This window comes from Micromonospora sp. NPDC023966 (genome assembly GCF_040639095.1).
GTDB lineage: Bacteria > Actinomycetota > Actinomycetes > Mycobacteriales > Micromonosporaceae > Micromonospora.
This window is the reverse complement of sequence record NZ_JBEZZJ010000001.1, coordinates 502,278-526,621: the sequence shown is the minus strand read 5'-3', so window position 1 is coordinate 526,621 and position 24,344 is coordinate 502,278. Positions and strand designations below refer to the sequence as shown.

General features: G+C 73.6%; 27 protein-coding genes, 1 tRNA gene and 1 pseudogene. 13 read left to right on the top strand and 16 right to left on the bottom strand.

Annotated elements, in window-relative coordinates; translation table 11 throughout:
- Positions 1-97 precede the first annotated feature (97 nt).
- From AB0F68_RS02580 to AB0F68_RS02565, 4 genes are all read right to left on the bottom strand, one after another.
- Positions 98-1,621 (bottom strand): ABC transporter permease, encoded by a 1,524-nt coding sequence (locus AB0F68_RS02580; RefSeq protein ID WP_357332368.1) that lies wholly within the window; start codon positions 1,619-1,621, stop codon positions 98-100.
- Positions 1,618-2,319, bottom strand: coding sequence for an ABC transporter ATP-binding protein (locus AB0F68_RS02575; protein ID WP_357332366.1), 702 nt, complete (start codon positions 2,317-2,319; stop codon positions 1,618-1,620). Before AB0F68_RS02575 ends, AB0F68_RS02580 begins: the two co-directional genes overlap by 4 nt.
- Positions 2,316-2,852 carry a PadR family transcriptional regulator gene (locus AB0F68_RS02570; RefSeq protein WP_357332364.1) on the bottom strand — a complete coding sequence of 179 codons (537 nt, stop codon included), beginning with the start codon at positions 2,850-2,852 and terminating at the stop codon, positions 2,316-2,318. The genes AB0F68_RS02575 and AB0F68_RS02570 overlap by 4 nt, the downstream gene beginning before the upstream one ends.
- 75 nt (positions 2,853-2,927) lie before the next feature.
- A complete protein-coding gene (locus AB0F68_RS02565; RefSeq protein WP_357332362.1) occupies positions 2,928-3,494 on the bottom strand; it encodes a TIGR03086 family metal-binding protein in 567 nt (188 codons plus the stop codon).
- A 32-nt stretch (positions 3,495-3,526) separates the two neighbouring features.
- Here AB0F68_RS02565 and AB0F68_RS02560 point away from each other — a divergent pair, with 32 nt between their 5' ends.
- Positions 3,527-4,360, top strand: coding sequence for an AraC family transcriptional regulator (locus AB0F68_RS02560; protein WP_357332360.1), 834 nt, complete (start codon positions 3,527-3,529; stop codon positions 4,358-4,360).
- A 10-nt stretch (positions 4,361-4,370) separates the two neighbouring features.
- Here AB0F68_RS02560 and AB0F68_RS02555 read toward each other — a convergent pair whose 3' ends face one another.
- Genes AB0F68_RS02555 through AB0F68_RS02530 form a run of 6 tightly spaced genes read right to left on the bottom strand, consistent with a single transcriptional unit; the run spans position 4,371 to position 9,966 of the window.
- Positions 4,371-5,909, bottom strand: coding sequence for a SpoIIE family protein phosphatase (locus AB0F68_RS02555; protein WP_357332358.1), 1,539 nt, complete (start codon positions 5,907-5,909; stop codon positions 4,371-4,373).
- Positions 5,910-5,911: 2 nt separating this feature from the next.
- Positions 5,912-7,240: a sensor histidine kinase gene (locus tag AB0F68_RS02550; protein WP_357332876.1), complete on the bottom strand. Its 1,329-nt coding sequence runs from the start codon at positions 7,238-7,240 to the stop codon at positions 5,912-5,914.
- 32 nt (positions 7,241-7,272) lie between these two features.
- A complete protein-coding gene (locus AB0F68_RS02545; protein ID WP_357332875.1) occupies positions 7,273-8,286 on the bottom strand; it encodes an ATP-binding SpoIIE family protein phosphatase in 1,014 nt (337 codons plus the stop codon).
- Positions 8,283-8,702 carry an ATP-binding protein gene (locus AB0F68_RS02540; protein ID WP_357332356.1) on the bottom strand — a complete coding sequence of 140 codons (420 nt, stop codon included), beginning with the start codon at positions 8,700-8,702 and terminating at the stop codon, positions 8,283-8,285. Before AB0F68_RS02540 ends, AB0F68_RS02545 begins: the two co-directional genes overlap by 4 nt.
- Positions 8,699-9,109 (bottom strand): STAS domain-containing protein, encoded by a 411-nt coding sequence (locus tag AB0F68_RS02535; RefSeq protein ID WP_357332354.1) that lies wholly within the window; start codon positions 9,107-9,109, stop codon positions 8,699-8,701. Before AB0F68_RS02535 ends, AB0F68_RS02540 begins: the two co-directional genes overlap by 4 nt.
- Entirely contained in the window at positions 9,109-9,966 is an 858-nt protein-coding gene (locus AB0F68_RS02530) for an STAS domain-containing protein (RefSeq protein WP_357332352.1), read from the bottom strand. The genes AB0F68_RS02535 and AB0F68_RS02530 overlap by 1 nt, the downstream gene beginning before the upstream one ends.
- Before the next feature lie 161 nt (positions 9,967-10,127).
- On the opposite strand from AB0F68_RS02530, the gene AB0F68_RS02525 reads away from it, so the two are divergent.
- Positions 10,128-10,484, top strand: coding sequence for an STAS domain-containing protein (locus AB0F68_RS02525; RefSeq protein WP_091315546.1), 357 nt, complete (start codon positions 10,128-10,130; stop codon positions 10,482-10,484).
- A 10-nt stretch (positions 10,485-10,494) separates the two neighbouring features.
- Here AB0F68_RS02525 and AB0F68_RS02520 read toward each other — a convergent pair whose 3' ends face one another.
- A complete protein-coding gene (locus AB0F68_RS02520) occupies positions 10,495-11,787 on the bottom strand; it encodes an MFS transporter (RefSeq protein WP_357332350.1) in 1,293 nt (430 codons plus the stop codon).
- Between the two features lie 49 nt (positions 11,788-11,836).
- On the opposite strand from AB0F68_RS02520, the gene AB0F68_RS02515 reads away from it, so the two are divergent.
- The 5 genes from AB0F68_RS02515 (at position 11,837) to AB0F68_RS02495 (ending at position 14,049) form a co-directional block, all read left to right on the top strand.
- Positions 11,837-12,520 carry an FCD domain-containing protein gene (locus AB0F68_RS02515; protein WP_357332348.1) on the top strand — a complete coding sequence of 228 codons (684 nt, stop codon included), beginning with the start codon at positions 11,837-11,839 and terminating at the stop codon, positions 12,518-12,520.
- A 39-nt stretch (positions 12,521-12,559) separates the two neighbouring features.
- Positions 12,560-13,030: a large conductance mechanosensitive channel protein MscL gene (gene mscL / locus AB0F68_RS02510; protein WP_357332346.1), complete on the top strand. Its 471-nt coding sequence runs from the start codon at positions 12,560-12,562 to the stop codon at positions 13,028-13,030.
- A gap of 77 nt (positions 13,031-13,107) precedes the next feature.
- Complete coding sequence (locus AB0F68_RS02505; RefSeq protein WP_357332344.1) at positions 13,108-13,356, top strand: hypothetical protein; 249 nt, start codon at positions 13,108-13,110, stop codon at positions 13,354-13,356.
- Positions 13,357-13,385: 29 nt separating this feature from the next.
- Positions 13,386-13,751: a hypothetical protein gene (locus tag AB0F68_RS02500; protein ID WP_357332342.1), complete on the top strand. Its 366-nt coding sequence runs from the start codon at positions 13,386-13,388 to the stop codon at positions 13,749-13,751.
- Between the two features lie 22 nt (positions 13,752-13,773).
- The gene (locus tag AB0F68_RS02495; RefSeq protein WP_357332340.1) at positions 13,774-14,049 is read left to right on the top strand and encodes a hypothetical protein; all 276 of its coding nucleotides are present in this window, start codon (positions 13,774-13,776) and stop codon (positions 14,047-14,049) included.
- Here the strand turns inward: AB0F68_RS02495 and AB0F68_RS02490 are convergent, their stop codons facing one another.
- Positions 14,050-15,258 carry a benzoate/H(+) symporter BenE family transporter gene (locus AB0F68_RS02490; protein WP_357332338.1) on the bottom strand — a complete coding sequence of 403 codons (1,209 nt, stop codon included), beginning with the start codon at positions 15,256-15,258 and terminating at the stop codon, positions 14,050-14,052. It lies immediately after the preceding gene.
- A 59-nt stretch (positions 15,259-15,317) separates the two neighbouring features.
- Here AB0F68_RS02490 and AB0F68_RS02485 point away from each other — a divergent pair, with 59 nt between their 5' ends.
- The 5 genes from AB0F68_RS02485 (at position 15,318) to AB0F68_RS02465 (ending at position 20,033) form a co-directional block, all read left to right on the top strand.
- Positions 15,318-15,881 (top strand): XRE family transcriptional regulator, encoded by a 564-nt coding sequence (locus AB0F68_RS02485; RefSeq protein ID WP_357332336.1) that lies wholly within the window; start codon positions 15,318-15,320, stop codon positions 15,879-15,881.
- Positions 15,882-15,974: 93 nt separating this feature from the next.
- Positions 15,975-16,694, top strand: a complete 720-nt coding sequence (locus AB0F68_RS02480; protein WP_357332334.1) for a protein phosphatase 2C domain-containing protein — start codon at positions 15,975-15,977, stop codon at positions 16,692-16,694.
- A 50-nt stretch (positions 16,695-16,744) separates the two neighbouring features.
- Complete coding sequence (locus AB0F68_RS02475) at positions 16,745-17,944, top strand: GNAT family N-acetyltransferase (RefSeq protein WP_357332332.1); 1,200 nt, start codon at positions 16,745-16,747, stop codon at positions 17,942-17,944.
- A 39-nt stretch (positions 17,945-17,983) separates the two neighbouring features.
- Positions 17,984-18,733 (top strand): ZIP family metal transporter, encoded by a 750-nt coding sequence (locus tag AB0F68_RS02470; protein WP_357332330.1) that lies wholly within the window; start codon positions 17,984-17,986, stop codon positions 18,731-18,733.
- Positions 18,734-18,845: 112 nt separating this feature from the next.
- On the top strand, positions 18,846-20,033 hold the full coding sequence (locus tag AB0F68_RS02465) for a hypothetical protein (RefSeq protein ID WP_357332328.1): 1,188 nt from the start codon (positions 18,846-18,848) through the stop codon (positions 20,031-20,033).
- A 61-nt stretch (positions 20,034-20,094) separates the two neighbouring features.
- Here AB0F68_RS02465 and AB0F68_RS02460 read toward each other — a convergent pair whose 3' ends face one another.
- Together AB0F68_RS02460 and AB0F68_RS02455 are read right to left on the bottom strand one after the other, a co-directional pair.
- The gene (locus AB0F68_RS02460; RefSeq protein WP_357332326.1) at positions 20,095-21,177 is read right to left on the bottom strand and encodes an NAD-dependent epimerase/dehydratase family protein; all 1,083 of its coding nucleotides are present in this window, start codon (positions 21,175-21,177) and stop codon (positions 20,095-20,097) included.
- 36 nt (positions 21,178-21,213) lie between these two features.
- The gene (locus AB0F68_RS02455; protein ID WP_357332324.1) at positions 21,214-21,513 is read right to left on the bottom strand and encodes a hypothetical protein; all 300 of its coding nucleotides are present in this window, start codon (positions 21,511-21,513) and stop codon (positions 21,214-21,216) included.
- A gap of 181 nt (positions 21,514-21,694) precedes the next feature.
- Here AB0F68_RS02455 and AB0F68_RS02450 point away from each other — a divergent pair.
- A tRNA-Lys gene (locus tag AB0F68_RS02450) sits at positions 21,695-21,766 on the top strand.
- 523 nt (positions 21,767-22,289) lie between these two features.
- On the opposite strand, the gene AB0F68_RS02445 is transcribed toward AB0F68_RS02450, so the two are convergent.
- Together AB0F68_RS02445 and AB0F68_RS02440 are read right to left on the bottom strand one after the other, a co-directional pair.
- Positions 22,290-22,955, bottom strand: coding sequence for a DUF4396 domain-containing protein (locus tag AB0F68_RS02445; RefSeq protein ID WP_357332874.1), 666 nt, complete (start codon positions 22,953-22,955; stop codon positions 22,290-22,292).
- Positions 22,956-23,179: 224 nt separating this feature from the next.
- Positions 23,180-23,269, bottom strand: a pseudogene (locus tag AB0F68_RS02440) (IS6 family transposase); the annotation flags it as partial.
- Between the last annotated feature and the right edge of the window lie 1,075 nt (positions 23,270-24,344).

The following is a 24,344-nucleotide window of genomic DNA, read 5'->3' as shown; positions in this document are numbered from 1 at the left end:
TCCTGTTGTCGCGCTCGCGCCGGCCGGTCCGCCGGCTCGGGAGACCCGCCCCAGGCCTCCCGAGGCAAACAGCGCCGGTGGCGCCCCCCGCGTCACGTCAGGTCGTGCGCAACTCCTCGACCGTCGTGCTGGCCCGCAGGAAAAGCAGGCCGAGACCGACGGTCAGCAGCACCGCGGCCAGCCCGCCGGCCGCGAACCAGGCCAGCTGCTCCCACGGTACGTCCGGCGGGACGATCACCTCGGGCACCCACTCCGTGCGGGTGTAGCGGGCACTGGTGGCCGGATCCCCGCAGAGCCGCTCGCCCGCGTCGCAGACCTCCTCTGCGTAGCCCCCGCCCCTCGGTGCCGAAAACAGGCCCCGGACGAGCAGGTAGCCGACGGTCAGCGCGAGGCCGATCGCGGGTACCGCCGGGGCGAGCGACTGCCAGAGCAGCGAACGGCCGATGGTGGCGCGGGGCACCCCGGTCGCCACCAGCGCCGCGTACGCCCGGCGCCGGGCGGTGATCCCCTCGACGACCGCCACCAGCAGCCCGCCGCCCGCGATCGCCAGGGACACCGCGACCGCCAGGTCGACCAGGTCCATCGCGCCTAGGTAGAAGGAGTCCGAGGCGGCCATCCCGGCACCGGTGCGGCGGTTCAGCTCGATGGTGGCCAGGAAGTCGGCGCGGATGCCGGCGGCGCCCGCGCCGAAGATCAGCGCCGCCAGCAGCGCCGCGAAGGTGCGGCTGCCCGCCCACGGATCGGCGGTCAGCCGGCGCGCGGCGAGCAGCGCGGCCGGGTGGCGGCCGTACCGGTGCAGCAGGCGGCCGGTGGCGTGGGAGAGCCAGCCGGTGCCGGCGACCACGCCGATCATGGCGGCCAGGGCGCCGAGGATCAGCAGCGTCGGCAGCAGCCAGGGCGGCGGCACGGCGTGCCGCCGCTCGTACCAGAGGCCCACCGGCCGGAACGCGACGAACAGGCCCAGCCCCACGAGGATCAGCAGGCCCGGCCACGGCCAGGGTGCCCGGGTCCGGACCCGGCGGACCACACCGAACGGGGTGGTGGTGACCCGGCGCAGCAGCACCGCGCCGATCAGGGCGGCGAGCAGCGGCAGGCCGAGCACCACGGCCAGCACGGCCGGTGGGGTCGGGTGGACGTCGGTGGGCAGCGACAGCCGCCCGTCGGGGCCGGGCCGATGCAGCAGCCGGTGGCCGGCCAGGAAGACGGCGAGGCCGCCGACGGTGCCGAGCAGGCCGGCCAGCCCGGTCTCCGCGGCCGCGATGCGGGTGACCTGACGCGGGGTGGCCCCGGCCAACCGGAGCGCGGCCAGCCGGCGGTCCCGGGCCGGCGCGCCGAGCCGCGCGCACTGCCCGGCCAGCCCGAGTACCGGCACGACGAGCAGCAGCAGGGCGAACGCCACGCCGCCACGCAGGCCCGGCTCGCGCAGCAGCCCGTTGGTGTACTGGAGGGACCAGCGGACGGAGTTGCCGTCGGTGGCCGGCGGGGTGGGTATGGCCAGCACGGTCAGCGCGGCCAGCACGGTCAGCGTGGCCAGGGCGGCGCTCAGCGCGGTCAGCGCGACCCGGGCGGTGTCGGTGCGGGTGCCGGCCCGGGCGAGGCGGAACAGCGCGCCGGGCCTCACCGGGGGCCACCGAGCACCGGCGCGTCCAGACCGAGGCCGGACTGGTCGACCGCCCCGTCGCGTAGGGTGACCTCACGGTCGGCGTACGCGGCGATCCGCGGCTCGTGGGTGACCAGCACGACGGTGGTGCGCTGCTCCCGGGCCAGCCGGACAAGCTGGGTGAGCACCTGCTCGCCGGTGAGCGTGTCCAGCGCGCCGGTGGGCTCGTCGGCGAAGAGCACCCGCGGCTCGGTGACCAGGGCCCGGGCCAGGGCGGAGCGCTGCTGTTGCCCGCCGGACATCTCGCCGGGCGGGACGTCGGCGACCTCGGCCACACCCAGCCGCTCCAGCCAGGTGAGCGCCGCCGTCCGCGCCTCTCGCCGCCCCGTGCCGGCGAGAAGCAGCGGCAGGGCGACGTTCTCCGCCGCGGTCAGCTCGGCGACGAGCTGGCCGAACTGGAAGAGCACCCCGAACTCGGTGCGCCGCAGCCGGGACCGGGCCGACTCCGACCACTCGTCGACCCGCTCCCCCCGCCAGGTGACCTGCCCGGCGTCGGGGCGCAGGATGCCGGCGAGGCAGTGCAGCAGGGTGGACTTGCCGCAGCCGCTCGGGCCGGTGACGGCGAGGATCTCGCCCTCGGCCACGTCGAGCGTCACGCCGCGCAGGGCCGGCGTCCTCCCGTACGCCCGGACCACGCCGCGCGCCTGAAGAAAGCTCACGAGTGCACCTCCCGGTGCCAGTCGGCGACCCGCTCGAGGGTGGTGTGCAGCCACCGCAGGTCGGCGTCGAGATGGGCGATGGCGAAGTCGGCCGCGACGACCTCGTCGAGGCCGGCCGCGGGGGCGGTCTTCACCGCGGTCAGCTCGCGCAGCCGCTCGGTGTGCGCCCGGCGCTGGGCGATCAGGTAGGCGCGGGCCCGTTCGGCATCGGCGACCATGAGCGCGACCACCACCTTGGCGAAGAGGGTGCTCGCCACGTACGGCATGGGCGGCTCGACGGTGGCCAGCCACCGGTCGAGCGTGGCCCGTCCGTCCGCGGTCAGCGCGTAGGCCGTGCGGTCCGGGCCGCCCTCGCGGGCCTGTCCGGCCGGGGCCACCAGGCCGTCCCGCTGGAGCCGGGCCAGGGTGGCGTAGACCTGCCCGAAGGCGAGCGGCCGGGCCCGGGGCAGCCGCTCGTCGTGGGCGCGCTTCAGCTCGTAGCCGTGCCGGGGACCGCCCGCGAGCAGCCCGAGCAGAACGTGCTGAGTGGACACGCGCCTCACTATTCATTGAGTGAATAGTGGTGTCAAGAGCGGCCGTACGGCGCGTCGCCGCACGGGCCGGTCGGGTCAGGGGGTCCAGGCGGGGTCGCGGCCGGTCCGGCCGAGCAGGGCGTCCAGCGTGGTCGGCTCGGCACTGGTCGGGACGGGCTGGCCGAAGGCACCCATCTTCTGCCCGGTGTCGCCCATCCGGTCCATGAAGCCGTGCCCCGCCGCCAGCACCGGCGGGTCGGCCTCCAGCCGCTGGCCGGTCGCCCGGGCCAGGTCCCAGCCGTGCACGACGAGGTCGATCAGGGCCATCCGGCCGACGGTCTCCTGGGGCAACCCCATGCCGGGCGAGACGCCCTCCAGCGCCGCCGGGTCCGACCACGCCTTCGTCAGGCGGACGGTCTCGGTCACGAACCGGTCCCGCCAGCCCTCGGTCAGGTGGTCGGTCTTGGCCGACCAGTCGACCTCCCGCCGGTGGGCCAGGTCCTGGAAGTTCACCACCACGTCGAAGAGGTGGTTGAGCAGGTCGCGCACCGTGTAGTCGGGGCACGGGGTGGGCAGGCCGAGCTGGTCGTCGGCGATGCCATGGACCACCGCCGCCGTCCGGGGCGCGGCGACGGCCAGCAACTCACTAGTCTTCGTGGTCATAGTGACCAGCGTATGAGGGCGGTCTTGAAGAAATGCGACACGAGCCGCGGCGGGACAACCGGGGGATCCTCGACCCCGGCCGGCTCCGGCGGCGGGTCGACTTCCGGCGCCGGCTGCCCACCCCGGCACTGCGCCCCTGGGTCGAGCATTACTGGCTGATCGACTGGGCGCTGATCGAGCCGTTCGACCAGCGGATCGTCCCGCACCCGGCGGTCAACGTGGTGTTCCAGGTCCAGGTCGGCGAGGCGGAGCACGGCGAGATCGCCGGCGTGGACACCGGCCTGTTCACGGTCACCCTGCACGGCACCGGCCGGGTCACCGGCGTGCAGTTCCGCCCGGGCGGCTTCCGTCCCTTCTGGAAACGCCCGGTCTCCGAGCTGACCGGCCGGCGGCTCCCGCTGCCGCCCGGGCCGCCACCGTCCGGCGCGGCCCTCACCGGACCGTTCGCCGCCGGGCCGGTCTGCGCGGGCACCGACGGGCAGCGGTGCCGCCGGCTGGACGACCTGCTCACCGCCTGGGAGCCGGTGCCGGACCCGCTCACCGCCGAGGCCACCGCCCTGGTCGAGGAGATCCGCACCGACCGGAGCGTGCTGCGCGTCGACGACTTCGCCCGGCGGCACGGGGTGTCCGCCCGGCGGCTCCAGCGGCTCTTCCTGGAGCACGTCGGCATCGGTCCGAAGTGGGTGATCCGCCGCTACCGGCTCCAGGAGGCGATCGAGCAGGCCGCCGCCGGGCCGCTGGACTGGTCCCGGGTCGCCGCCGACCTGGGGTACGCCGACCAGGCCCACCTGGTCCGCGAGTTCACCGCGGTGGCCGGGGTGTCGCCGGCCGCGTACGCCCGCTCGCTGGCGTCGCGCGGCGGGTGACCCCGGGGCTTCAGCGGCGGCGGACGGCGACCACCGCGACGTCGTCGTGGATCTCCGGCGGCGCCAGCTCGACCAGCAGCCGCTGGCAGAAGTCGTCGAGGTTGTCGTCGACCCGGGCGGCGACCGCCCCGAGCGCGGCCATGCCCTCGTCGATGGTGGCGTCCCGCCGCTCGATCAGCCCGTCGGTGTAGAGCACCAGCGTGGCCCCGGCCGGCAGCACGAACTCCAGGTCCGGCGGGCGGGGCGCGCGCACCCCGAGCAGCGGGGCGGGCTGCTGCACGAACTGGATCCGCCCGTCGCTGCTGATCAGGGCCGGCAGGTGCCCGGCGCTGGCCAGCCGGATCAGCCCGCTGCCCGGGTCGAGCAGCAGTACGCAGATGGTGGCCAGCTCGGCCGGCAGCAGGGTGCGCATCAGCTCGTTGACCCGGTCCAGGATCACCCCCGGCGGATGCCCCTCGACCGCGTACGCGCGCACCGCGTGCCGCAGCTCGGCCATCACCGTGGCCGCGTGCAACGAGTGCCCGGCCACGTCGCCGATCGCCACCAGCAGGTGACCGTCGAGCATCACCAGCTCGTAGAAGTCGCCGCCCACCTCGGTCTGGGCGCTCGCCGGCTCGTAGCGGACGGCCAGGTCGAGGCCGGCCACCTCGGGCAGCCGGCGGGGCAGCAGGCTGCGCTGGAGGGTCACCGCGATGCGGTGCTCCTGGTCGAAGGAGCGCTGGGCCTCGACCGCCGAGGCGACGGCCTGGGCGAGCTGCACCAGCACCGGGGTCCGCACGGTCTGGGTGGCGGTCGGCACCACCACGTAGAGCGGGGCCCGGTCCTCCCGTAGCCGGGCGGCGGCCACGGTCACCGTGTCGCCCGCGGGCCAGGCGGTCAGGTCCCAGGCGCCCGGTTCGTCGACCCTGACCCGGGTGCCGATCGGCAGCCCGGTGTCGTCCACCGACCACGGCACGATCACCGGCGGCGCCTCCGGGCCGGCGGTCACCCCGGCCAGGCAGTCGCCGTCGAACGTCTCCGCGACCACCGCGGCCGGGCTCTTGAAGATCCGCGCCGCGCCGGCCGCCGCCGCCTCCAGCAGCCGGACGAAGTTCGGCGCCGCGTGCATCTGCACGGTGGCGTCGGCCAGCGCGGCCAGCCGCTCGGCGAGCAGTTCGGCCCGCTGCCGGGCCTGGTAGTAGCGGAGCACGGCGTTGGCGGTGGCGACCAGTTCCTCGGGCTCGATCGGCTCAGCGAGGTACGCGTCGGCGCCCCGGGTCAGCCCCTGCGCCCGGTCCACCACATCCACGGCGTGCGCCGAGACGTGGATGACCGGGGTCGACGGGCGGGATTCCTTGATCAGCTCGCAGACCTCGGAGCCGCTCATGTCCGGCAGCCGCACGTCGAGCACCACCAGGTCGACCCGGTCCTTGCGCACCCGGTCCAGCGCCTCGGCGCCGTTCTCCGCCTCGATCGTCGCGAACCCGGCCCGGGTCAGCCAGCTCACCAGCAGGTACCGCTTCGGCCTGCTGTCGTCGACCACCAGCACGGTCGCCGGGCCGCCCTCCACCGTCAGGCTCCGCCCACGGGAAGGACAACGGTGAAGGTGCTGCCCCGGCCGGGTTCGCTGGTCAGCTCCAGCGTCCCACCGAGCAGCGTGACCAGCCGGCGCGCGTACGGCAGGCCGAGGCCGATGCCGCCGACCCGGGTCGTGCCGGGCACCTGGTAGAACTCCTCGAAGATCCGCTCGTGCAGCTCAGGCGGGATGCCCGCGCCGGTGTCGGTGACCGACAGCGACCAGAGGTCGCCCCGGCGTTCGGCCCGCAGCCGCACCTCACCCCGCTCGGTGAACTTCAGGCCGTTGTGCAGCAGGTTGCGCAGCACCTGGGCGAGCAGCACCTCGTCCGAGCGGAGCGTCGCCGGGGCCGGCGGCTCCTCCACGACCAGCTCCACCTCCGGCCGGGTGGCCAACGCGCGCAGCGTGCCGCGGAGCTGCCCGAAGAGCCCGCGCAGGTCCACCTCGACCCAGTTCGGCTCGAGCCGGCCCGACTCGGCCTTGGCCAGGTCGAGCAGCTCGTTGACCAGGCCGAGCAGGTCGGCCGCGGACGACCGGATCAGCCCCACCTGCCGGGCCTGCTCGGCGGTGAGCGGGTCGGAGGCGGAGTCGCCGAGCAGGCGGCCCAGCCCGATGATCGCGGTGACCGGTGCGCGCAGCTCGTGGCTCACGTTGGCCAGGAACCGGCTCTTCGACTCGCTGGCCGCGCGGAGCTGGGCGGACTTCTCGTCCAGCTCGGCGTAGAGCGCCACCACACCGCGGTTGGTCTCCTCCAGCTCCTCGGTGAGCTGGTTGTAGAGCGCCATCACGCCCCGGTTGGTCTCCTGGAGCTCGGAGTTGAGCACCTCCAGCTCGTCGCGATGGGTGCGCACCTCGTCGAGGGCGGCGATGAGCTGGGCGTTCTGCGCGGCCAACTCGTCCAGGGCGGTGCCCGGAGCGCTGCTCGCCAGCTCGGTCCGGAGCCGGTCGAGACGCTCCGGCGTCAGCGGCGGCGCGTGGGCCGGGACTCGTCGGGACATCCTCACGACCGTATCTTCCCCGTCGGTCACCACACCGAGCATGTCCACCAGACGCGCCACCGCACCGGACTGCGGCTCGTACCGGCCGTCGGGCAGGGGGCGGGCCGGGGCCAGGTCGACCCGGAGCACCGGCCAGCCGGTGGTGACCTCCCGATCCAGCACGAAGGCGACGTCCGCGCCGCCGACGATGCGCAGCAGGTCCCGGGCCACCTCGCTGAGCGCGGTGGCGAGGCGTACCTGGTCCTGGTGCTCCAGTCCGACGGCGCCGGCCACCTCCCGGCCGCGCTGCCGGACCAGGAAGATGTCGTGCTCCACCCGGAGCGCCATCTGCAGCAGCGGGTCGGTGGCGGACGAACCGGTCACGGTTCCGCCCGGGCGACCAGGACGCAGGCGTCGTCGCGGCGGACCCCGGCGTCGCGGAGCAGGGTAGCGGCGACCAGCAGCGGCGGGCGGCCGGTCAGGCCGGGATAGTCGGCCAGGTCCCAGCGGTCCACCACGCCGTCGCTGTGCATCACCAGGGTCGCCCCGGACGGGAACGGGTAGTCGTACTCCCGCACCGAGGGGCGCTGGTGTCCGGCGATGCCGGGCAGCGAGACGAGGCCCCGCCGCCGCTCACCCGCGGCCACGATCATGGCTGCGATGTTGCCCAGCCCGGCGTAGCGCAGCAAGCCCGACACGACGTCCGGTTCGGCCACCGCCAGCGCGGCGCCGCGGGTGTGCGAGATGGCCCGGTGCAGGTGCTGCACCACGGTGCCCGGCGGGCCGGCCGGCGCGGCCCGGAACGCGGCCAGCGCGGCCCCGGTGGCGGCGGCGGCCAGCGGGCCGTGTCCCAGGCCGTCGCAGACCAGCACCTGCCGCCGGCCGTCGGCCACCCGCACCGCGTAGCCGTCGCCGCTGACCTGCTCGCCGGTGATCGGCCGGGCCAGCGCGCCGGCCCAGTCGGGCTCGGGGGCCGGACCGTCCCAGACCTGGACGGCCAGCACCGTGCCGCGGCCGGGCAGGGAGTAGCCGTCGAACCGGCTCGCCTGCCGGGCGATCGCGCCCAGGCCGATGCCGAGCGTGCCGGTGGTGGAGTGCCCGTCCGCCGAAGAGAGCGCGAGGTCGGCCATGCCGGGGCCGGAGTCGATGGCCACCAGCTCCACCCCGGCCCGTCCGCCCCGGCGTACCGGGCGGAGCAGCAGGGTGCCCTCGCGGGCGTGCTTGACGAGGTTGCTGGTGATCTCGGCGGCGACGATGGCCAGGTCGGCGACCCGCTGCTCGCCGAGTCCCAGCTGCCGGCCGAGCCGCTCGGCGGCCCGGCGCATGCCGCTCGCCGTGGCGCCGTTCTCCAGCCGGAACCAGAGCCCGTGGTCGGTGACCACGTCGGCGTTCATCGGGACCACTTGGTGACGGTGATCCGGGTGCCCTCACCCACGGTGGTCCAGATGTCGAAGTCATCGACCAGCCGCCGGGCGCCGCTGAGCCCCAGGCCGAGCCCGCCGCCGGTGGTGAAGCCGTCGGTGAAGGCCTGGTCGAGGTCGGGGATGCCGGGCCCCTCGTCGGCGAAGACGATGCGGACCCCGCGCCGGCGGCCGTCCTCGACGGTGGTCACCTCGGCGCTGCCCCCGCCGCCGTAGATCAGCGTGTTGCGGGCCAGCTCGCTGGCGGCGGTGACCAGCTTGGTCTGGTCGACCAGCGAGAGCTTGGCCGCGACGGCGGTGGTACGCACCAGTTGCCGCACCCGGACCACGTCCTCGTCGCTGCGGATCGCCTGGGTCGCCGACACCCCCAGGTCGACGCCGGTGGTCATGACGTGGCCGTCGTCTCGGCGTCCTCGTCGACGTCCCCGTGGTCCCACTCGTCGCCGCGGGTCGCCGCGATCAGCTCCATGCCGCGCTCGACGTTCAGCGCGGTGCGGATGCCGTTGAGCGACAGCCCCAGCTCGACCAGGGTGATGGCGACGGCGGGACGCATCCCGACCACCACCGTCTCGGCGTCCAGCACCTTGGAGATGGAGGCGATGGTGGAGAGCATCCGGCCGACGAAGGAGTCGACGATGTCCAACGCCGTGATGTCGATGATCACACCGTGCGAGCCGGTGGCGACGATCCGCTCGGCCAGGTCCTCCTGGAGCTGGACCGCCGTCTGGTCGGACATGTCGACCTGGATGGAGACCAGCAGGATGTCACCGATCTTGAGGATCGGCACCCGCTCCATCAGGACTCCCGGCGGGCGCGACGTGAGGTCTCGACGCCGGTCAGGCGCAGGACGTGGCGCAGCGCGTCGGCCAGGCTCGCCTTGGTGGCGATGTCGCCGAACTCGATGCCGAGGGCGACGATCGTCTGGGCGATCTGCGGCCGGATGCCGGAGATGATGCAGTCGGCGCCCATCAGCCGGGCGGCCACCACGGTCTTGAGGATGTGCTGGGCGACCTGGGTGTCCACCGCCGGCACGCCGGTGATGTCGATGATCGCGTACGGCGAGCCGGTGTCGACCAGGGTCTGGAGCAGCCGCTCCATCACCACCTGGGCGCGGGCCGAGTCGAGGGTGCCGACCAGCGGGACGGCGACCACGCCCTCCCAGAGCTTCACCACCGGCGTGGAGAGCTCCAGCAGCTGCTCCGCCTGGTCGGCGATGAGGCCCTCGCGGGTGCGCACGAAGCTCTCGAAGGTGAACAGCCCCATCTGGTCGATCAGGGCGGAGAAGGCGACGAAGTCGCGGAGGGTGTCCGCGTCCTGGTTCTCCTCCATCAGCTCCAGCAGCGCGTCCTTCAGCGCGAATACGCTGATCGCGGTCTCGGTGGCGCTGAAGCCCTGCCGGGCCCGGCCCGTCGACAGCTCGGCCAGCACCGCGCGCAGCTCGCCGGCGTGCTCGTCGGCCAGGTCGCCGAGGCCGTTCCCGGCCGCGTCGGCCATGCTCCGGTGCAGCTCCCGCACCTGCCGGCTCAGCTCGGCCTGGCTGAGGCGGCCGCGCAGCGAGGCGACGATGATCTCCGTCCAGCGCTCGGTCAGCCGGTCGGCGTGCTCCCTCAGCAGGCGGGCGAACCGACCACTCTGTTCGGCGCTCAACGCCATGTTGACCTCCCTGAACTCCGGACGGGCGGACTCTATCACCGGGGCCGGCCGCACTAGTTGCCACGTAGCAACGGAATGAGCGACGCCACCCTTCTCGGCTCCCGTTCTGCACGCTGCCAGCTTTGTGGGATACCGTTCCACCGAACACAGGAGGTCGGCGAATGTCCCTGACGGTGCACACGGAACAGCGCGGCGACGTGGTCGTCGTGTCGGTCGCGGGCGAGCTGGACATGGCGACGGCACCGCAGCTCCAGGACCAGATCACGGACCTGCTGGACAAGGGGCGCAACCGCCTCGTGTTCGACCTGGCGGAGGTGTCGTTCTGCGACTCCACCGGGCTGTCGGTGTTCGTGCGCGCCAAGAACAGCTGCGACGAGGCCGGCGGCGTGGTCCGGCTGGCCGCCCCGCAGCGCGGGGTGCTCCGCATCCTCGAGGTCAGCGGCCTGGTCGAGGTGCTGCACACCTACCCGACGGTCGAGCAGGCCGTGGCGGGCGATCCCACGCCGGCCTCCTCCTGACCGTTTCCACTCAGCGCTCGTCCTCGATGTGGCGGGGACGGGCGATCACCATGCCCGCCGTCGTCTGCACGGCGAGGGCCACCAGCAGGAAGCCGATCGGCGCGGTCCAGCCCCCGGTCGCCTCGTAGAGGATGCCGACCAGCAGCGGGCCGAGGGCGGCGATCACGTAGCCGGTGCTCTGCGCGAAGGCGGAGAGTGCCACCGTGCCCTCGGCGGTCCGGGCGCGCAGCCCGATCGTGGTCAGGATCAGCGGGAAGGCGCCCTGGCCGAGGGCCAGCAGCAGCACCCAGAGCGGCGCGAGGCCGTGCGGGGCGAGCGCCAGGCCGAGGTACGCGGCCGTGGAGAAGGCGGTCAGCGACAGCACCAGCGGGCGCAGCGTGGGCAGCCGGCCGGCCAGGGTCGGCATCATCAGCGCCACCGGCACGCCGAGCGCGGTCACCCCGGCGAGCAGCAGGCCGGCCGCCTCCGGCGCGTAGCCGGCGTCCCGGAAGAGCTGGGCCAGCCAGCCCATGATCGCGTACCCGCTGAGCGACTGCGCCCCGAAGTACACCGCCATGGCCCAGCCGAGCCGGGTCCGCGCGGGCCGTACCCGCGCCGGCGCGGCGGCGGCCACCGCCGGGGCGGCCCTCCGTCGCGCGGCCCGGGTCCGCAGCGCCAGCGGCACCCACGGGAGTACGGCCACCGCGGCCAGCCCGGCCCAGACGCCGAGCCCGGCCCGCCAGGAGCCGAAGGCGTGGGCGACCGGCACCGCCGAGGCGGCGGCCACCGTCGTGCCGACGGTCAGGGTCATCGTGTACGCCCCGGTGACCAGCCCGGTGCGGTGCGGGAAGTGCTGCTTGACCAGCATCGGCAGCAGGATGTTGGCGACCGCGATGCCGGCCAGCGCGAGCGCGCTGGTGAGCACGAAGACCGCCGCCGAGTCGGTGACCACGCGGAGCACCTGGCCGACGGTGAGCGCGAGCATGGCCACCACCAGCAGCCGGGCGGCCGGCCAGCGGCGGACCAGCCACGGGGTGAGGGCGCCCAGCCCGGCGAAGGCGATGGTGGGCAGCGTGGTGACGACGCCGGCCATCGTGCCGGAGAGGCCCAGCCCGTCGCGGATCTCGTCCAGCAGGGCGCCCAGGCTGGTCACCGCGGCGCGCAGGTTGAGCGCGACGAGCAGCATGCCGACCAGGACCAGCAGCCCGCCGCGGGTCGCGGAAGCCGCGGGCGCCGGGGCGGCGGCCGGGGCCGGCCCGGGCGTCACGTCGGTGCTGGGCGCGTCGGTGACGGGGACCGCGGTGGACGTGGGTGGCGGGGTCATGACCTCGAACCTACAATCATGGGATGAATTTCGGCAGGAGGTGTAACCGGTGACACCCGCCGTCGATTCCGTCGCCGTGCCGCCGCGCGGTCACCGGGTCCGCCAGACCATCGAGCAGCTCCGGGCCCGGATCCTCGGCGGCGAGTGGCCGGTGGGCGCGAAGATCCCCACCGAGCCGCAGCTGGTCGCCGCGCTGGGGGTCGGGCGGAACACGGTCCGCGAGGCGGTCCGGGCGCTGGTGCACGCCGGGGTGCTGGAGTGCCGGCAGGGCTCCGGGACCTACGTGGTGTCGACCGACGAGCTGGCCCCGGTGGTGGCCCGCCGGCTCACCGACGACCGGATGGCCGAGGTCATCGAGGTCCGGCGCGCCTTCGAGGTGGAGGCGGCCCGGCTCGCCGCGCTGCGGCGTACGCCGGCCGACCTGGCGGCGCTCGACGGCGCGCTCGCCGCCCGGGAGGCCGCCTGGCGCTCCGGCCGGGTCGGTGGGTTCGTCGAGGCCGACGCCGCGCTGCACACCGCGGTCGTGGCCGCCGCGCACAACGCCATGCTGGCCGAGCTCTACGCCTCGGTCGGCGTCGCGCTGCGCAGCACCGTCGCGCAGGCGATGGGCGAGACCCTGGAACCCGAGCGGTACGTGGACCACGGCCGGCTGGTCGAGGCCATCCGGGATGGCGACCCGGCGCGGGCGGCGGTCGAGGCCGGTGCTTTCCTCGAGGCCCCCTCGGGGGCATAGGTTGTCCCGGACCGAGATTCGGACAGCACGGGAGTGTGGATGCTCAAGGGCTTCAAAGACTTCATCATGCGCGGAAACGTCGTCGACCTGGCGGTCGGCGTCGTCATCGGCGCCGCCTTCACCGGCGTGGTCACTCAGCTCACCAAGTCGTTCCTGGAACCACTGGTCCGGGTGTTCATCGCGCTGATCACCGGCAGCGAGAACGGCATCACCGGCTCGACGCCGACCTTCCGGAAGATCCCGTTCGACTGGGTGGCCTTCGTCAACGCGGCGATCACCTTCCTGCTCACCGCGGCGGCGCTGTACTTCCTGGTCGTCTACCCGATGAACAGGCTCGCCGAGCGGCGCAAGCGCGGCGAGGAGCCGCCGCCGAAGGCCCCGAGCGAGGAGGTGCGGCTGCTCACCGAGATCCGGGACGCGCTGCTCGCCGGCAACCACGCCACGCCGGGCCAGCGCGGCGCGCTGGACGACGTGCTCGGCCGTCGGCAGGAGCCGCCCGCCGGGCGCTGACGCCATAGCCGATCGGCCCCCGTGGGAATCCCGCGGGGGCCGACGCGTGTCGAACACATGTTCGATAGAGTCCGGGCATGGAGCAGCGCAGGCACTGGTGGAACGGGAAATGGGGGCGGCTGGCCCGGCGGGACGTCTTCCTCCGGGTCGACGGCGACCGCTGGCACGTCGAGCAGCGCGCCGGCGGCGCCGAGGGGGTCTCCCAGTTCTACGAGTACGCCAGCGTCGAGGAGGCCGAGGAGACGGTCCGGGCGCTGCTGGAGGGGACGGACACCTGGCGCGAGCTGTCCCCCCGCCCGCCGAGCGGCTGGGCCCCCTCCGTTTAGCGTCCGCGCGCCTCGGGAACCGCGCCTGTATGAGCCAGCAGCAGGACAGCGTCTCCCGGGTCACCACCGGAATGCGGGTGGTCGACTCCACCGGCGTCGAGGTGGGCACCGTGGATCTCGTCCAGCGCGGCGACCCGGCGGCCGTGACCGTGCAGGCGCCCGCCCCGGTGGACCCGGGCAGCAGCCTGGACGAGCTGATCGGGTCGGCGGCCGCCGAGGAGCCGGACGTCCCGGCCGACCTGGCCGCCCGGCTGCTCCGCGAAGGCTACCTCAAGGTCTCCACCGAGCTGGCCCGCACCGGCGCGGTCTACGTGCTGGCCGACCGGATCGCCGCGGTCACCGACGACGGCGTACGCCTCAGCGTCCCCGCCGCCGAACTGCCTCCGGAGGAGTGACTCCCCGCCTACGGTGGGCGGCATGTGGATGGTGATCGGAGAGCAGGGCGGCACACCGGCCGGAGCGGCGGCCCGGGCCGCCCAGTTCGCGCACATGGCCGAGGTGACCCGGCAGAGCCCGGGCTTCGTCCGGGGCTGGTGGGGCACGGACGAGGACGAGGCCGACCTGAGCCACGCGCTGGTCGTGCTCGACACGCTGGAGGACGCGCGGGAGTTCCGGCGGACGGTCGAGGAGAACGTCGCCGGCGTCCGCCTGCGGATCATGGAGATCGGCGTCGAGGCGGAGGGCGTCGCCTGATCAGCCCGTCCGGGCCGGGACGGCCGGTTCCGGCTCCGGCCCGGGCACCGGCGGCATGGCGGCGCGATGGCGGCGGAACAGCAGCAGCATCAGCCAGCCGGCGACCAGCCCCCAGAACGCGCCGCCCACGCCGAGCAGGCTCAACCCGGAGGCGGTGACCACGAGGGTGACCACCGCCGCCTCCCGGGCGTCCGGCTCGGCGACCGCCGCCGCGACCGCGCCGGCCAGCGCGCCGAGCAGCGCGAGCCCGGCCACCGCCTCGACCAGGACCGGCGGGGAGAGCAGCACCAGGGCGGTCGCCACGCCGGCCCCCAGGCCGAGCAGCGCCAGGCCGATCCCGGCGGTGACCGAGGCGATCCAGCGCCGCTCGGGATCGGGGTGGGCGTCCGGGCCGGCGGCCAGCGCGGCGGTGATCGCGGCCAGGTTCACCGCGTGCCCGCCGGCCGGCGCGCCGAGCGCGGTCGCGAGCCCGGTCACCCGGAGCGCGGAGCCCAGCGGGGCACGGTAGCCGTAGCCGGCCAGCACGGCGGTGCCCGGCACGTTCTGCGCGGCCATGGTGACCAGGAACAGCGGCAGCGCCAACCCGACCACCGCGGGCAGGGTCCAGGCCGGCGCGGTCAGCGCGACGGCCGGGGCGACGTCGATCCGGGCCGGCCCGGACGCGGTCAGCGCGATCGCCACCACCGCCACGGCGAGCGAGCCGGGCACCGCCCAGCGGCGGGCGAACCGGTGCAGCAGGAGCCAGGCGAGCACCACCGGCCCGGCCAGCCGGGGCACCTCGACCAGGGCCCGGACGGGCGCCGTGCAGAGCGGTAGCAGCACCCCGGCGAGCATGGCGCTGGCGATCGGCGCGGGGATCGCGGCGACCGCTCGGCCCAGTGCGGGAACGAGCCCGGCCGCGACGATCAGCAGGCCGGTGAGCAGGAACGCGCCGACCGCCGCCGGCCAGCCGCCGGGCACCGGCCCGGTGGCGACGAGCAGCGCGGCGCCGGGAGTGGACCAGGCGATGGCCAGCGGCAGCCGGTGCCGCAGGCCGAGCCAGACCGCGCAGCAGCCGCTGGCCATGCAGAGGGCGAGCAGCCCGGAGGCGGCCTGCGCCCGGTCCGCGCCGACCGCGCGCAGCCCGGCGAGCACGACCGTGAACGAGCTGGCGAAGCCGACCAGGGCGGTCACCACGCCGGCCAGCACGGGTTGCAGTCGACCGGCCATGGGCTCCCCCTCCTCGCCGTTCCGTTTACGGAACGCGCTGGTGTAGCACCATAGCCCCCATGGCAACTGCCTCACCAACCGGTGACCGGACCGGCGAAGCCGTCGGCCGGCGGATCCGCGCCCTCCGCGAGGAGCGGGAGATGTCGCTGTCCACGCTCGCCCGGCTGGCCGGCGTCGGGAAGGCCACCCTCTCCGGGCTGGAGAACGGCACCCGCAACCCCACCCTGGAGACCCTCTACGCGATCACCGCCCAGCTCGGCGTGCCGCTCACCGCCGTGCTCTCCGGGCCGGCCGGGACGCCGACCGTACGCGGCGCCGCGGTGGGCGCCACCCTGCTGGAGGTGTTCAGCGACACCGACGCGACCTACGAGCTGTACCGGATGCGGGTCAGCCCCGGCCCGGCGCAGCTCTCCCCCGCGCACCAGGCCGGCGTCACCGAACACGTCACCGTCTTCTCCGGCGTGCTCCGCGCCGGCCCGGTTGACGCCCCACTGACCGCGGGCCCGGGCGAATACCTCCGCTGGACCTCCGACGTGCCGCACAGCTACGCCGCCGTCGGCGACGAAATGGTCCGGGCGAGCCTGCTGCTGCGCTATCCCCGAAGGACCACTGTGGATGGTTGATACATACTGCGTGTGCAAGCCCGCGACATTTCTTTCAGCAGACCCAGCAGTGCGTAGAGACGCGGAGCGGGTGTTCTTGGCAAGCTTGTCTCCATGACGCTCATCCTCCGCTCGGCCATCCTGAACGACGTCGGCCTCGTCCGGACCAACAACGAGGACTCCGCCCTCGCCGGTGACCGCCTGGTTGCGGTGGCCGACGGCATGGGTGGCCTCCCCGCCGGCGAGGTGGCCAGCGAGATCGTCATCCGCATCCTGGACGAGCTGACCCCGCCGACCGTGCCGGACGAGGCCGCCGACGCGCTGCGCGCCGTGGTGAGCACCGCCAACCAGCGCATCCGCGCGGCCATCACGGTCGACCCGACGCGCGACGGCATGGGCACCACGCTGACCGCCGGCCTGCTCGCCGACGACACCCTCGTCCTCGCCCAGGTCGGCGACTCCCGCTGCTACCTGCTGCGGGACAACGAGCTGAGCCAGCTCACCCGGGACGACACCTTCGTGCAGGCGCTGGTCGACCAGGGCGCACTATCCCCCGACCAGGCCCGCCATCACCCGCAGCGCTCGCTGGTCACCCGGGCGGTGCAGGGCTCGGACGCGCCGCCGGCCGTCGGGGTGCTCACCGTGTTCGCCGGCGACCGGCTGCTGCTGTGCAGCGACGGCCTCTCCGACTACGTGGAGGACGCCGCCATCGCCTCGGCGCTGGCCACCTACGGCGACCGGCAGCAGTGCGGCGAGCAACTGGTGAAGCTCGCCCACCAGGCCGGCGCGCCCGACAACGTCACCGTGGTGGTCTCCGACGTCACCGAGGCCTGAGCCCGCCGATTCAGGTTGCGCCGCTCCGGGCGTCGGGTTGGGATGAACGGATGCGCATTCGCCGGTTGGCCGCCGAGGAACGCCTCACCACCAGCTTCCCGCTCCAGGCGTACGCCTTCGAGACATCGCCGATGGCGGCGTCGCGGACCGAGGAGTTCCGCGAGTACCTGCCGTACAACGCGGGCAACCGGACGCTGGTGGTGGAGGAGGACGGGGTCACCACGGCCGCCGTCTCCGCGGTCCCGATGCGGCAGAACCTGCGCGGCGCCGTGCTGCCCATGGCCGGCGTCGCCGGGGTGGCCACCCACCCGCTGGCCCGCCGGCGCGGGCACGTGCGGACGCTGCTGCACCGGCTCCTCGACGAGATGCGCGACGAGGGGCATCCGCTCACCGCGCTCTACCCCTTTCGCGCCTCGTTCTACGAGCGCTTCGGCTACGTCGGGCTGCCCCGCCGGCGTACCGCGGTCTTCGCCCCGGCGGACCTGGCCCCGCTGCTCCGCGCCGAACTGCCCGGCGAGGTGGTGTGGGAGCGGATCGGCGCCGGCTACGACCGCTGGCGGGCGTACACCGAGCGTTGCCTGCGCGGGCGGCACGGGTTCGCGATCTTCCCCGACTTCCGGGCGGCCGGGCTGCGCGACCGGGACGACCGCTGGCTGCTCACCGCCGTGCGGGACGGCGAGACGGTCGGCGCGGTCACCTACCGGATCGACGACCACGGCGGCGCGCTGATCGCCGACGACCTGCTGGCCGACGACCCGTACGCTCGGGCGTCGCTGCTCCAGTTCTTCGCCCGCCACGTCGACCAGGTGGAGCGGATCAGCGTCGAGCTTCCCGCCGACGAGCTGCCCGAGCTGTGGCTCACCGACCTCGCCGTGCACGTCGAGGCGCGGGTGGCCCGGCCCGGCTCGCCCGCCCCGATGGCCCGGCTGCTCAGCCTGGACGCGCTCGCCGGCCGGCCCGCCGGGACCGGCCGGACCGCCGTCGAACTGGTCGGCGACCGCTGGCTCGCCGGCACCCACCTGCTCGACGGCGCCACCGGCACGCTGGAGGTGCTCCCCGGCGACACCGCCGCCGCGGGCACCGTGCCGACCGCGCGGCTCACCGCCGCCGGGTTCTCCGCCTTGGCGTACGGGGTGCTCGACCCGGCCGAGGTGGCCGTGCGCGGCCTCGGCGAGGTGCCGGTGGACGCGGCCGCCGAGCTGCGCCGGATCTTCCCGCGGTCACTGCCCTACCTGTTCGCCGACTTCTGAGTCCGTTTTCCGTTCGCCCGCCGGGGGTAGGGTGCTGCGGTGCCAGGGTTGTGGGAAGCGGGATGGTGGGGTCTGCTGGCCGGGTCCGCTCTGCTGATCGGGGCGTTCGCCGGTTTCTCCGCGCAGGTGCCGCGCCGGATCACCGCCTCGGTCATGGCGTTCGGCGCGGGGGTGCTGCTCTCCGCCGTCTCCTTCGAGCTGATCGCCGACGCGCACGAGCGGGGCGGGCTGGCGCCGGTGGTGATCGGGGCGGCGATCGGGGCGCTCGCGTACACCGCGGCGAACGTCCTGCTGGCCCGGCGCGGGGCGCGGCACCGGAAGCGCTCCGGCGACGAGCAGCCCTCAGAGCAGGAGCAGCCCGGGTCGGGTGCGGCCATCGCGGTCGGCGCGGTGCTCGACGGCGTACCGGAGTCGGTGGTGATCGGGGCGAGCCTGCTGGCCGGCGGCCGGGTCAGCCTGGTCACGGTGCTCGCGGTCTTCCTCAGCAACGTGCCGGAGGGGCTGTCCAGCGCGGCCGGTATGCGCCAGGCCGGGCGGACCCGGCGCTACGTCTTCCTGCTCTGGACGGCGATCACCCTGGTCTCCGGCGCGTCGGCCCTGGCCGGGTACGCACTGCTCGGCGGCGCCCCGCCCGAGGTGCTGGCCGCCATCACCGCGCTCGCGGCCGGCGCGATCCTCGCGATGATCACCGACACGATGATCCCGGAGGCGTTCGAGGACGCCCACCTGCTGGTCGGCCTGATCACCGTGCTCGGCTTCCTGATCGGGTTCGCGCTGTCCCAGAGCTGACGCGGGTCGCCGGCAGGTGAGCCGACCACCGGCGCGGCCGGGTGGCTTAGCGGCGGGTTAAGGATCCCCTCCGGAGTCGTGCGGCGGCCCGCGGTCCTCCTAGCATCGGGCGGTGCGCGTGAAGTCCGCTGTCACCCTCCTCGTCCTCGGTCTCGCCACCGCGGCCCTGCCCGCCTGCGGAGGTGACCGACCGGCCGGCCCGCCCGCGCCGGTCGCCGCGACCGGCACCGCCGCCGGCCCGACGGCCGCCCCCGCCGGCAGCCCGAGCGCCCGGGCCGGTCTCGGCACCGCCAAGGCCAGCGCCGCTCCCTCGGCGGACGCGTTCCGCGCCGGCAACCCGGACGGCCACGCGGCCGTGCCCGCCGAGGCGCGGGCGGTGGACACCTCGCGCCCGACCCGTACGGTCGGCACCGGCACCCCGGCGAGCTGCACCTCCGAGGCGGTGGTGAAGGCCGTGGCGGCCGGCGGAATCATCACCTTCGACTGCGGCCCGGCCCCGGTGACCATCCGGATGAAGGCGACCGCGAAGGTGGTCAACTCGCACGGCCCGCGGATCGTGCTGGACGGCGGCGGCAAGGTCACCCTGAGCGGCGGTGGCGAGCGCCGCATCCTCTACCAGAACACCTGCGACCAGGCCCAGGGCTGGACCACCTCGCACTGCCAGAACCAGGATCAGCCGCAGCTCACCGTGCAGAACCTGACCTTCGCCGACGGCAACGCCACCGGCGACCGGACCGAGGGCGGCGGGGGCGGCGCGATCTTCGTACGCGGCGGCCGGTTCAAGGTGGTCAACACGCGCTTCGTGAACAACCGCTGCGACCGGACCGGCCAGGACCTGGGCGGCGCGGCGCTGCGCGTGCTCAGCCAGTACGAGAACCGACCGGTCTACGTGGTGAACAGCAGCTTCACCGGCGGCGTCTGCGCGAACGGCGCGGCGACCAGCAGCATCGGCGTCTCCTGGACGGTGCTGAACAGCGTCTTCCGCGACAACCGGGCGGTCGGCAGCGGCGCGAACCCGGCCCGGGCCGGCACCCCCGGCGGCGGCAGCGGCGGCGCGATCTACTGCGACGGCAACGAGTTCACCGTCCGGATCGCCGGCACGATCATCGAGGGCAACACGGCGAACGAGGGCGGCGGCGCCGTCTTCTTCGTCAGCAACAACCGCACCGGCACCCTGAAGATCGAAAGCTCGACCCTCCGCCGCAACCCCAGCAAGGGCTTCGAGACGAAGGGCTACCCCGGCATCTTCTTCCTCGGCGCCCACCCGCCCACGGTCACCGGCTCCCGCCTGTCGCGTTGATCAAGAAGTTTGCGTCGGAGTTGATCTCCCCCGGGACGCGAACTCCTCGATCGACTCGCCGTCAGTAGGGGTTGGGGTGGCCGGGGAGGCGGGCCTTCAGGAGGGCGGTGGGGCGGCCGGGGAGGGTCGGGTCCGCCGACATCGGCGGGGAACTGGTGCCGGTGCGGTGGGACATGCCCTCGAAGAGCTCCTTCAGGGCCGTGACGGCGTCGACCCGGGGCGTCCAGCCCAGTTCCGTCTCGGCGCGCTCGCTCGACATGAGCGGGGCGTTCAGCGCCAGGTCGACCCAGCCGGTGTCGACCGGTTGCAGCCGCGCCCGCCAGGTCAGCGCGGCCGCCGCGCGCAGTACCGGGGTGGCCACCGGCACCGTCCAGCCGTGGAAGTGCCGGGCCACCAGCTCCGGGGTCAGCACCGGGTCCGCGGCCATGTTGAAGGCGCCGCGCGCGTCACCCAGCACCGCCCTGGCGTACGCGTCGGCCACGTCGTCGGCGTGCACCGCCTGCATGCGCAGCCGCCGGTTCGTCGGGACCAGCGGGATCCGGCCGTAGCGCAGCAGCCGGACCGGCGCCAGCGGGCCCATGAAGTAGCGCCGGATCTCCGTGCCGGCGTCCCGCTGGAAGGTCAGCCCCGGGCGCAGCCGGACCACCCGCAACTCCGGCCGCTCCCGCTGCACGCCGTCCAGCAGCGCCTCCACCTCGGCCTTGTCCCGGCTGTACGACGACGTCTCCACCCCGGTCGCCGGCCAGTTCTCGCTCACCGGGTGGTCCTTCGGGCCGGGCGCGTAGGTGCCGACCGACGAGGCGTACACCAGGGCGGAGACGCCGGCCCGGACGGTGGCCTCGAACACCGCGCGGCTGCCCCCGACGTTGGTCCGGTGCAGGACGCGCTGGTCGTGGCTGGGCTGGATCTGCCAGGCCAGGTGCACCACGGCCGTCGCCCCCGCGAAGGCCGCGGCCAGCTTTTCGGCCCCGTCGGGCGCCCCCACGTCGCAGGAGTGCCACTCCACCCCGTCGTACGGCTCACCGGCGTCCGGCCCGGGCAGCCGGCGGGCCACCCCGACCAACTCCGCCCCGGACTCTCTTCGCAGCCGCCGCAGCAGCGCCGTCCCCACGTTGCCGCTGGCCCCCACGATCACGATGCGCATACCGGTGCGGTACCCGCTGAAGCGGACAGCAACCGCTCACGGACGGGGGTTCGTACGCTCCCAGCCCTTCTCCCCTTCGCGGCGACCCTGGGTGGCGGCCAGGCAGCGCGGGCAGACGTAGCCCTCCGGGTCGGCCTCGGTGAGCACGTCGGTGTCCGAGTAGTCGAAGGGCACGTGGGGGAAACGGCGCAGCCGGGTACGGCTGAGCTGGAGGCCGCAGACGGTCTGGTTCTGGCCCGGCAGCCAGGCGTGCACCTCGCCACCGGGGCGGCGCACGCCGTCGTCCCCGGCCACCTCGCTGGAGGCCGCCACGGCGGCCGTACTGCCCACCCTCATGCGTGTCCGATTCCCCACCGGGGCGTCGTCATGCGCGGCGGGTGCGGCGCCGGCTCGGCGAGGTGGCGGGGTCCGGACGGCTTTGACACCGCCAGGTCGGCGAGCTGGTGGCGAGTCTGAAGATCGACAGGTGGCGGAGGCGGAAGCCCGGCGCGAGCGGGTTCCGGTAGCCTGGGCGGACGGGCCGCTAGCTCAATGGCAGAGCTGTGGACTTTTAATCCATAGGTTCAGGGTTCGAGTCCCTGGCGGCCCACTCCTCCGCAGGCCGGCGGCCCTGATCAGGGTCGCTGCCGCCGTGATCGAGGCCGGTACAGCAGTAGGCGCTTCACCGGTCCAGCGCCTGGCCGAGCCGCTTGAGGGCGTCGCAGGTGGCCGCCGACGAGACCACCGTGTAGATCTCCATGGTGATGGCGAACTGCGCGGTCCGACGGCTGCCAGGCCGCGCCGGCGACGTCCCGGGCGGCGGTCTGCGCGGCGCGGCGGCGGCCGAGGGCCACGGTGCAGATGTCCGGCAGCGGCATGGTGGCGTCCGAAGCGGCCGTCTTCGTCTCCCGGTGCAGCAGCTCGGCATCGACCCGCAACGGCGACAGCAACGGGTAGTACGGGGACGGCCGCCGACCGCCGATCGCGGACAGTCGCCTGAGGTCGCGGATGTGGACGGACCTCGCCGGACGAAGTGCCCAGAACTTTACAAACGAGGGGTTGGGCAACGGCTTCAGGGGGCGGGCCTCATCCCACAAGAATCCAACCTGACCCAGATGCCAGTTGCCGGTCGACTATCGCGTGCGGTCTGGTCCGCGCCGTGGCGCTACTTTGATTCCGCGACGGACCAGCCAGGCGGTGGCGGGCCATGCGGCGACGAAACCACAGGCCAGCCCGATTTGGATGAAGAACCAGAACACCGGGCTAGTTGGATCCATTGATGGCTCCGCGGCAGTGACATTCCGTGAGATCGCCAACCAGATAAACAGAGCTATCTCGAAGGCGGTCACAGCGAGTAGATCAGCCTTGGCGACGGTCACCAATGCGTCCCACATCCTTTGCCGGCCCCTGCGAACCGAGGCGAAGTATCGGAACGTCACACCTACGGTAACCGCCCCTGAATAGTCACTGATGTAGCCGGCCCACAGCGTGTCACCCCCTATTCTGATGCCACTGACAGATACCACCACCTCACCGAGGATGACGCCAAGAGCGCAGTGGGCGCCGCATACACAAAGGCCGGTCAGAATGGCTATCTGCCGTGGCCGTTTCGGCGGCCTGCCGTGTCGCTGCTGCCACCGGGGTGACTGTGGCCTAGCCCAACGCCGGTACGCCGCGATGGCGACTGGGCCGAGATAGAGCCCGGTTACGGGCCAAACAAACTCGGTGATCTTGACCGGCTGGCGGTACCCGAGGACGCGGGTGTCGACGACGATCAAGGCTGAACTAACTAACCCCACACCGAGCGCGATCCACGACAGCAACTCCAGCAACGTAAGTTGCACGGCTGTCCCCTTCTTGTGCACGACGTAACGACGTAGCGCTAGCGCGGGCGTGTGGAACAAGCATGAGATAACGAAGCCACATGGGCTCAGGCTTTCCGGGTTTTACTCGGACCGCTGATGAGAGGCGCCGTTGCGTTGTGGGATCGGCGGATGTGTCGGACCGGTGTGGGGTCATCGCATCAGATCGCTTGGGCGAGTTCCGCGAACGCAGAGGCGGCCCGCAGAGCGGGCGGGGCGTCGATGGCGAGTTCGTAGTGTCCGCGGCGGAGGGCGCCACCGCGAAGCGGGAGCAGCCAGAAGGCAGCGAAAGCGCCAATAACCAATGGCGAGAGACGACACGGAAACGCGGCCGAGTGCTACGACGAGCACCAGCTGACACGAGCTGACATCTATTGATGACCGCGGGCGGCGTTCGCACCGAGGAGGTCACTGGTTCGACCCCATGTTGAAGGGTGTGTCAGGAATGACGGAACCATGCTCGGGCGGAGGCGGGAACCAGCACGAGCAGCGCCACCGATGCGCCGTACGCTATCGGTAGAAATCCGAAATTGCTGGACCCGAGGGAATTCAGCCCCGATAGCAGAACTAGCACGCCGAGCACCACGGCCACGATCCGGGACCCACGCCAACCGCGCCAAAGCCCGTACCCGATTGACGCGCAGACACCCACGCCGACCAAGGCGAGCAGTAGCACTGGCACCAGATTCCGGGCCTCGAACTCTGTCACCACCAGGACGAGCAACCCGAGTGGCACCAGCGCGCCAGCGGCAACGAGCAGTGCGGCGATGAGCACCGGCGCGGGTGGCCGGGACGAGACCCAGGCGCTCCCGTCCGGAGAGCTGCCAGTAGCAGCTCGACGGCGATCATTATCAATGCCCACACCGGACAAGCTATCCGACAAACGCGCGAGCGGCAGGCCCACGCACGGCGGGTGGTTGGAGTCGGTGCCTGAGCTGTCGACAGCAGCGGTCGTCACCCGCCTCGGGCCACCGTCCGGCGGTCCTCGCTGGGTGGCTCTGTCCGCGCCGGTTGCTGTCACTGCCGACGGACCCCGCCGGACAGAGCGCCCGGGACAAGCGGGGGGTCGAGCGGACGGTCCAGCTTCCGCCAGTGCATCAGAGCCACGTCCCGGACGTCGTCAGGCAAAGCCAAGGGCGAGTCGAGTATCCACGCGAGTAGCCAAGACGTGCATCCTGACGGACGCCCGGGCGCAAGCGCACTGAGAGGTGCTGGGCTCCGTTTGGGCGGACTGCCGGAGATCACCGTCAAGCAGGCGAGGATCAAGGTCATGGCGCCGATCCGTCCGATCTGAGTTGATCCACAGACCGCCAGAGGGGTTCAGGG

Bases quoted from the DNA above. Each gene is read 5' to 3' on its own strand.
- AB0F68_RS02565 (WP_357332362.1), bottom strand. From the start codon at position 3,494: ATGACCACGAAGACTAGTGAGTTGCTGGCCGTCGCCGCGCCCCGGACG.
- AB0F68_RS02560 (WP_357332360.1), top strand. From the start codon at position 3,527: ATGCGACACGAGCCGCGGCGGGACAACCGGGGGATCCTCGACCCCGGC.
- AB0F68_RS02550 (WP_357332876.1), bottom strand. From the start codon at position 7,240: ATGGCGCTCCGGGTGGAGCACGACATCTTCCTGGTCCGGCAGCGCGGC.
- AB0F68_RS02545 (WP_357332875.1), bottom strand. From the start codon at position 8,286: ATGAACGCCGACGTGGTCACCGACCACGGGCTCTGGTTCCGGCTGGAG.
- AB0F68_RS02540 (WP_357332356.1), bottom strand. From the start codon at position 8,702: ATGACCACCGGCGTCGACCTGGGGGTGTCGGCGACCCAGGCGATCCGC.
- AB0F68_RS02535 (WP_357332354.1), bottom strand. From the start codon at position 9,109: ATGGAGCGGGTGCCGATCCTCAAGATCGGTGACATCCTGCTGGTCTCC.
- AB0F68_RS02530 (WP_357332352.1), bottom strand. From the start codon at position 9,966: ATGGCGTTGAGCGCCGAACAGAGTGGTCGGTTCGCCCGCCTGCTGAGG.
- AB0F68_RS02525 (WP_091315546.1), top strand. From the start codon at position 10,128: ATGTCCCTGACGGTGCACACGGAACAGCGCGGCGACGTGGTCGTCGTG.
- AB0F68_RS02520 (WP_357332350.1), bottom strand. From the start codon at position 11,787: ATGACCCCGCCACCCACGTCCACCGCGGTCCCCGTCACCGACGCGCCC.
- mscL (WP_357332346.1), top strand. From the start codon at position 12,560: ATGCTCAAGGGCTTCAAAGACTTCATCATGCGCGGAAACGTCGTCGAC.
- AB0F68_RS02505 (WP_357332344.1), top strand. From the start codon at position 13,108: ATGGAGCAGCGCAGGCACTGGTGGAACGGGAAATGGGGGCGGCTGGCC.
- AB0F68_RS02500 (WP_357332342.1), top strand. From the start codon at position 13,386: ATGAGCCAGCAGCAGGACAGCGTCTCCCGGGTCACCACCGGAATGCGG.
- AB0F68_RS02495 (WP_357332340.1), top strand. From the start codon at position 13,774: ATGTGGATGGTGATCGGAGAGCAGGGCGGCACACCGGCCGGAGCGGCG.
- AB0F68_RS02490 (WP_357332338.1), bottom strand. From the start codon at position 15,258: ATGGCCGGTCGACTGCAACCCGTGCTGGCCGGCGTGGTGACCGCCCTG.
- AB0F68_RS02485 (WP_357332336.1), top strand. From the start codon at position 15,318: ATGGCAACTGCCTCACCAACCGGTGACCGGACCGGCGAAGCCGTCGGC.
- AB0F68_RS02480 (WP_357332334.1), top strand. From the start codon at position 15,975: ATGACGCTCATCCTCCGCTCGGCCATCCTGAACGACGTCGGCCTCGTC.
- AB0F68_RS02475 (WP_357332332.1), top strand. From the start codon at position 16,745: ATGCGCATTCGCCGGTTGGCCGCCGAGGAACGCCTCACCACCAGCTTC.
- AB0F68_RS02460 (WP_357332326.1), bottom strand. From the start codon at position 21,177: ATGCGCATCGTGATCGTGGGGGCCAGCGGCAACGTGGGGACGGCGCTG.
- AB0F68_RS02455 (WP_357332324.1), bottom strand. From the start codon at position 21,513: ATGAGGGTGGGCAGTACGGCCGCCGTGGCGGCCTCCAGCGAGGTGGCC.